We start from the raw sequence: 6466 nt of genomic DNA, 5'->3' as shown, positions 1-6466 counted from the left end.
TCGTCTGATACCGATCCGTGAGTTTCGAGACATCTTGTGCGAGGGCTGTCATGGCAGTCTCCTGAAGAAAAGGGTCTTTGCTGCCCGCGATAGGTAATGCATTTGCATTGCCTTGTCAAGACAAGCCGCAGGATCTGCTGTCGCCGGGCAGGTCGATGAACCGTCCGGCGCAGGACCTAATTTCGCCCCGCCAGGAACTCCGCCAGCACCGGGCTAGCCGCACCTTTCGCGGAGCTGAGCAGCTCCGAACCCGCAAGCGAGGCCTTCGACAGGCGTACGAGCCCACCAGTTTCCTCGATGCGGTAGCAGCGGCGCTTTTGCCGCCCGCGCCTGTAGTGGGTCGCGGTGACAATCTGGCAGGTACTGCCATCGGTGAGCGTCACAGGTGCTGCGAGCCTGATCTTGTCGCCTTCCTCGTAGTCCGGGATCGCAGCCCAGTCCTGGCAGCGCTGGCGCCAGGCATGGGCATAGCTGTCCGGGTCTTTCAGGTCGGAGAGGAGCTCGATCAGCCCAAGGGGAGCACGAGACTCGTTCGGGCCAGCACTTTCCTCCATGTCCTTGTAGCCCCAGCAGCCGTCATCGTATCGGGTGAGGAAGACAGCACCGAACGTGATGGAGCCATCCGCATCGGTCACATAGGTCGTGTCCTCGACCGGCGAGCCATCGATACTTGTGACCTTTGCCGCCGCGTACCAAGTCGAACCCACCTTGCAGGCTTTGACCAGTTCCGTCTTGCGCCTGTCGCTCTCGAAGGTGCAGAGCCGGGCAATCTCCGCTTTCTCATCCGCGTAGGTCTGGACGCGGCGATCGGTATAGAAGAGCCATCCCATCTCAGAGTCCTTTCTCTCATTGGGGAAATTGTTGTCGTCAATGTCCCGAGAGGGCCGCAGGCCTGGCAGGGTATTGGCGATGCTTGTTTGAGAAAGGGCGCGTTACGCCGCCCTCCGGTCATCGATTTCCATCAGCGCATCGAGCGGCACGCGGTAGGGCTGCATGGCGTCGAAATCCTCGCAATTGCCGCAGTTCTGCACGATCGCGAAGGTATCGCAGGCATCCTTGAGGATGACCCGGAAGGTGCCGCCGAGGCCCGAGGGCACCTCGTAGGTCCCGCCGATGAGATAATCCGAGGCCCGGCGTACGAAGACGCGGATGCTGTGGCCATCGGTGGCGAGCCGGATCGCCCCCCGCCCCCGGTCGATGAGCACCTGCACGTCATCCAGGATGTCGGTGTAGAACTGGCCGGTCAGATCGCGAAACGCCATGCGGCGCTGCGCCATCCAGTCGGTATCCCGAAACGGGTTCATGCCGTCGGCGAAGGCGAAGGAGGGATCTGCCTGTTCGGTGGTGACGATACGGGTGGTCGTGCCATCGATGCCGTTTGAGCGCAGATGCACACCATTGCCGACGATCAGGATCAGGGCGGGCCTGTCCACGGGCCCGTTCCAGTTGGGCAGGAAGGTCTTGCAGGCGCGCGCATGGGCGATCTGTGCCGCAACAGCGGACGCAGAGAACTTGAGAATAGCCATGGGGATGTCTTTCGGTTGGGTGTGGGAGGGTCGACCCGCGCGGGAAATGCCTCGCGCGGGTCGCGTGAGGACTCAGGCCGCTTGCGCGACCTCGCTGTCAGGCTCGGGAGATTCCGAGGCGGGCTCCGCCTCATCACAGACGACACCGGCGGTCTGCATCATCGGCGGGCACCAGGCGGCTACGGCAGCGCGCTGCGCGTCCGTGAGTGTGGCGAACGGCTCTGCAAAGAGCTTGTCGCAGAAGGCCACGATCTCCTTCTTGCTCGACGAGGCCAGCGTCACCGCCTCCTGGGCCAGACCCAGATCCTCGCCGAGGATCTTCAGGAGCCATGCCTTTTTGAAGCGATTGAAGAGCGCCGCGTTCGGCGTCCAATGCGCGCGGATATCGGGCATGATCTCGATCTCGAACGCATGCATCAGGCTGTCGCGCTGGCGGTCCCGCGCGAAGCAGGACTGCGTGGTGCTGGCCGTGGCATAGGCCACGAGCTTGGCCTTCTCGCCGGCCTCCAGCGCGCGAAACGCCGCGAACTGATCGGCGGGCGGGCGGGTATCATCGAGCCACGAGAGGTCCAGCACATCATGCGCCGCGGCCACCTGCGCGAGGGAGGTCTCGTCAATCTCGTCCATCTTGGCGTGGTTGCGGTATTCCTTGCGGGCATCGATCTTGATCGCCTGCGTGACACTCATGCCGCTGGCCAGAACGTCGCTCACCAGCTTGAAGAGCGTCAGATCGAGCGTGGCTTCCGGATGCAGCGCCATCGCGGCGCCAAGGGCCATGGCCCGCTCGGTCTTGAGGTCCTCGGCCAGTGAGGCTGGATAGGTGATTTCGCCGGCGTCCGGGGCCTCTTCCCCGGTCGGGCTAGCCGAAGAGCCGCGCGCGCCCTCCTCTTTCACGGTGTCTTCCGGGCGGACGAGACCAACATGGAGCGTGATCTGCCCACCCTGCCACGACGCGATCACCCCGGACCGCGCGAGGTCCTCGGTGCTGTAAGCCTCCTGCAGATCGCGGGCTTCCTCTTCCAGAGCGTCCACGCGCTCGTAAAGGGCATTGTAGGCACCGTCCTCGAGCCCCTCATCCTCCATCTGGAGCTGCAGTTTATCAAGCTCGGCAGTGATCTCATCGATGCGCTTCTGGGCGGATGCATCCGGCACGATCGGGCCGGGATAGACGCGGCCATAGTCGGCCATGGTCGCGTAATCATAGCGCACCATCGCATCGGCCCAGGCGAAGCCCAGCCTCATACGGGCCTCTTCGGCAGCGGCACCGAGCTTCTCGAGCAAGATGGTCTCGACCAGTGCTGCATCCTCGAGCACGGAATGCTCTTCCAGAAGGTCAGCCGCGACAGCACCGCCGAGGGCCTCGTAGTCCGCGCGCACGAAGGCTCCGATATCGTCGCTGACCTGCACGCCGCGGGATTTGAGCGCTTGCCGGACGGTATAGGCCTGCAGATAGCTGTCTTCCTTGGTGAGCGCCTCGTAGACCTCGCGCTGAACCTCCTGGCTCGGGTGCTCGGCAAAGGCCTTCATCGTGTCGAGCGTGATCGTCTTCGCCCGGGCCGCGGCGCGGATATCGGGGTGGATCAGCCCGTAGCGCAACCGGCCTTTCACGGCGGCAACGGTCGTGCCGAAAGTCATTGCGATGGTCTCAGGCGTCTGGCCATCGACCTCCATCATCCGCGCGAAAGCCTCGAACTCGTCGATTGCGTTCATCGGTGCCTGGGTGATGTTCTCGGCGAGCGACAGCGCCGTGGTGACGTCGCACTTCTCCGGCACAAGGCGGCAGTCGACCTTGGTCTTCGCGGTGAACCCCTTCGCGGCCTTGTCGGCGACCAGCTCCTTCAGGGCTGCATGGCGTCGGCCACCGGCGAGGACAGCGTATTTGCCGTCGAGCTTCTGGACCAGGAGCGGCTGCAGGAGACCCAGAACAGCGATGCTGGCTTTCAGATGGGCGATGTTCTCGGGGTCGTAGGTTTCCGAAGAGTTGCTGCGCACATTGGCGGGATGCGCAGTGAGATCGCTGATGGCGACGGTGAGAGGGGCAAAGCTTGTGGTCATGGGATATCCTTCCAGGTGGGTGAGGTGTGGCCCGCGCCTTCACGCGCGTAACCGATCCCCGGCTTCAGGGATCACAACGACAAAAGGCCCACTTGCCCTTTGAGGGGTCAGTGGGCCTTCATCGCCTGGGGTGTCAGGAGGGGGTGTCCCCTGCCCTACCAGTCGCGCGCCAGCATGATGGTCAGCACGCGCACGGTGGTGGCGGGATTGTCCGGGGTCTCAGCCCCGTAGCGGAAATCCGAGTCTGCTTCATAGAGATCGATCTTCCAGAACACGGTCTCGCCCCGGATCTCGACCGCCCCGAAATCGTGCCATCCCTCGGGATCATTCTCAGGCTCGAATGTTGCAAACTCACCGGTGGCCTTCACCGCCTCGGCCATGAAGCCGTCATCGGCCTCCATAAGCGAGCGGGTGACATGCATCCGGCCCTGGATGGGCTGCGCGGGCGGCACTCCAAGGCACGCGAGCTTGCGAAACGCGTCGTTCTGCGCCGCGATCACACTCGGATCCGGACGGTCTGGCTGGGGTTGAACGGTCATGGACATGGGGATCTCCTTTGAGAGGTTTGAAACACCCTTCTCAAAGCCCGCTTTTTCTTTTCCGCTTGGCGGATGAATCGAGGCCGAAGGCGCCCTACCCGAACAGCCCTTTGGGTCTGTAATTCGGGTTGGGGATGGTTTCGATCCAGCCGCCCTGGTCCGTGATGCTCTCGAGCGCTGCCGAGAGCGGATAAGCGCCCTCGGCAGCGCTCCACCAATAGGCACCGCGCTTGAAGGTGATGATCTTGCGGCGGCCGTCGTTGAAGCAGGCCACCCGCAGCGTTTTGGGTTCCTTACGTGACATGGGTGTCTCCGTTCTCCGTGTGGTCAGGCGGCCTCGGCACTGCGCCCTGCCCTGCCCACCTCCGATCTGGCGATCAGATAGTCGCAGGCGCGCTGCGCGTCCGCGGCGTGCCGGAAGATCGCGCCCTTGTCCGACCGAAGAACGCGCAACCAGTTGTGGAGGTAGGCGGCATTCATCTCGAGCGTATGCGCCGTGAAGCCGAGCGTCTGACCCAGGAACACCGAGGTCAATTCCGCGACGATTTCCTCGCGCGCATAGGACGTGTTGCCAAACTTCGAGAACCCGAAATCACGGTTCAGTCGATGCGGGGCTTTCGTGGCATGGGCCAGCTCATGCGCCCAGACCCCGTAGAAATTGCGCGGGTCCTGAAACCGTGTGATGGATGGCATGTAGACCTTGTCCACGGGGGGCAAATAGTACGCCTCCGTGCCCGTGAAGACGGTTGTGATGTCGATGGCATCGAAAAACGCCTGCATGTGCGGGATCGGCTCGGACGGCGGATGCTTGGGCGCGGGCTCTGGGTCAGGGTAGAAGCTGTCGGGCAAGCCCTCGATCTGGCAGGCATTGAACACACGGTAGGATTTCTGGAAGCGGAAGATACGGGCTTCCTCGGAGTGATCATCCCCGTCGCTGTGAACATGCTCATCGCCGGCGTCTCTCCGGCTTTGACCGTAGTAAACGACGACAGAGGACTTCTCGCCCTTGCGGACCTTTGCGTCCAACGCATTGGCCTGCGGCAGCGTCATCCAGAAGGGAGAGCTGTGGCCCGCCATCACGGTCCGCATCGTCAGCAGGAAGTTGTTCACTCCCTGGTAGGGTTCTCCGCCCACGCGCAGGGGACGAGAGCTGCCACCTGCGGTCCAGGGCTTGCGCCACGGCAGGACGCCGCGCTCGATGATGCGGATGATTTCGTTTGTGATGACCTCTGAGGCATCGAATTTGGGCGTACGGGATCGGGCCATGGTTGGCCTCCTTTTCGAGTTTTGGTGAGAGGGAGTGGTGACTAGGTTGACCGACAGGGGCGCGGATCGTTGGCGATCCTGGCACCGAGGGCTTCGACCATGTGGATGTAGGTGGTCAGCGACACGGACTTGCCGGGACCCGAAGAGTCAGGGTCGACCGATCCGTTCCGCGCAACCCGCGGCAGGTTCGCGAAGGCGATGACATCGGTGACGGGTCGGATATCGATGAACGGCGTGCCACGTGCGACCGCAAAAGCGGCCAAGGGAAAGCGCTCGATCGGTGCGAAACTCGACACGGTGGTCAAGCCGAGGTGGATGAATGTCCCGCCCTCTCCGCAGATCACATGGGCATTCGGCAGCTTCGCCGCCTGCCTGAGATAGCCGAGATCACGCAGGACGGTCTGGCGTTCGAGCCGCTGTGCCAGCAACGTCTGGCCAGTTCGGCGCAGATCTCTATGCCGCCACCAGGAGGCGGCGGTCGCGCGCAACACGCGCAAGACACCTGTTTGCATGGGAATGCCCTTCATCAGGAACGGCAGACCGGAACCCGGCCCGGACCCATCTGAGGGACCCCGAAGGCCCTCATCCATCAGTCACAAAACCCGAAGGACACTTTCACTCTTTAGGGATCTGATGCCGGAGATTGTTAAATGCGAAGCTCATGAGAACGCAGAATCCTGCACTTTCCGGCATCAGACCCCAATGAGGAACAGGATCAGGCCCGGACACCCTCTTTCGGGCATCCTCAGGCCTGACCTCCCCCGGCCCTCCTCTTCCTCTCAAACCCCATGATTTCCGCAGGTGGCTTGATTTTGTTCCTGTTATGTTCTATTTTAAGAACCACGCTAAGAAGGGAGATCCCCGATGGAAAGCACCACTTACGCCCTGCCCGCGACGCCCAAGCAGATCGCCTATGCGCGCGCGCTGGCCTTGCGCACCCAGACGCTTTTGCCGTGGGAGGTTCAGCAAGATCGGCGGTCCCTGAGGCCCTGGAGCGCAGCCCAAGCCAAGTTGAAACCCGGGCCGCAGGACACCCCCCCGCACCACAAGAAGGGCCCCCCCCCGGCCGGCCCCCCCCCC

General features: G+C 63.0%; 7 protein-coding genes and 1 pseudogene. 1 reads left to right on the top strand and 7 read right to left on the bottom strand.

Going from position 1 to position 6466, the window contains the following annotated elements:
- Positions 1–176 precede the first annotated feature (176 nt).
- The 7 genes from HEP69_RS17525 to HEP69_RS17495 form a co-directional block, all read right to left on the bottom strand.
- Positions 177–830 (bottom strand): hypothetical protein, encoded by a 654-nt coding sequence (locus HEP69_RS17525; protein WP_037239996.1) that lies wholly within the window; start codon positions 828–830, stop codon positions 177–179.
- 102 nt (positions 831–932) lie between these two features.
- Positions 933–1526 carry a hypothetical protein gene (locus tag HEP69_RS17520; protein ID WP_025042408.1) on the bottom strand — a complete coding sequence of 198 codons (594 nt, stop codon included), beginning with the start codon at positions 1524–1526 and terminating at the stop codon, positions 933–935.
- A 72-nt stretch (positions 1527–1598) separates the two neighbouring features.
- The gene (locus tag HEP69_RS17515; RefSeq protein ID WP_071675838.1) at positions 1599–3581 is read right to left on the bottom strand and encodes a ParB/RepB/Spo0J family partition protein; all 1983 of its coding nucleotides are present in this window, start codon (positions 3579–3581) and stop codon (positions 1599–1601) included.
- A gap of 155 nt (positions 3582–3736) precedes the next feature.
- On the bottom strand, positions 3737–4126 hold the full coding sequence (locus HEP69_RS17510; protein ID WP_037239991.1) for a DUF3768 domain-containing protein: 390 nt from the start codon (positions 4124–4126) through the stop codon (positions 3737–3739).
- A gap of 88 nt (positions 4127–4214) precedes the next feature.
- Positions 4215–4424 carry a DUF6330 family protein gene (locus tag HEP69_RS17505; RefSeq protein WP_037239988.1) on the bottom strand — a complete coding sequence of 70 codons (210 nt, stop codon included), beginning with the start codon at positions 4422–4424 and terminating at the stop codon, positions 4215–4217.
- Positions 4425–4447: 23 nt separating this feature from the next.
- Positions 4448–5386: a zincin-like metallopeptidase domain-containing protein gene (locus HEP69_RS17500; protein WP_037239986.1), complete on the bottom strand. Its 939-nt coding sequence runs from the start codon at positions 5384–5386 to the stop codon at positions 4448–4450.
- 41 nt (positions 5387–5427) lie between these two features.
- Positions 5428–5913, bottom strand: coding sequence for a hypothetical protein (locus tag HEP69_RS17495; protein ID WP_034452064.1), 486 nt, complete (start codon positions 5911–5913; stop codon positions 5428–5430).
- 337 nt (positions 5914–6250) lie between these two features.
- Between HEP69_RS17495 and HEP69_RS17490 the strand changes: the two are divergent.
- Positions 6251–6466: pseudogene (locus tag HEP69_RS17490) on the top strand (hypothetical protein); the annotation flags it as partial.

The organism is Aestuariivita sp., from assembly GCF_021404545.1.
GTDB lineage: Bacteria > Pseudomonadota > Alphaproteobacteria > Rhodobacterales > Rhodobacteraceae > Aestuariivita.
This window is presented reverse-complemented; position numbering and strand designations above follow the sequence as displayed.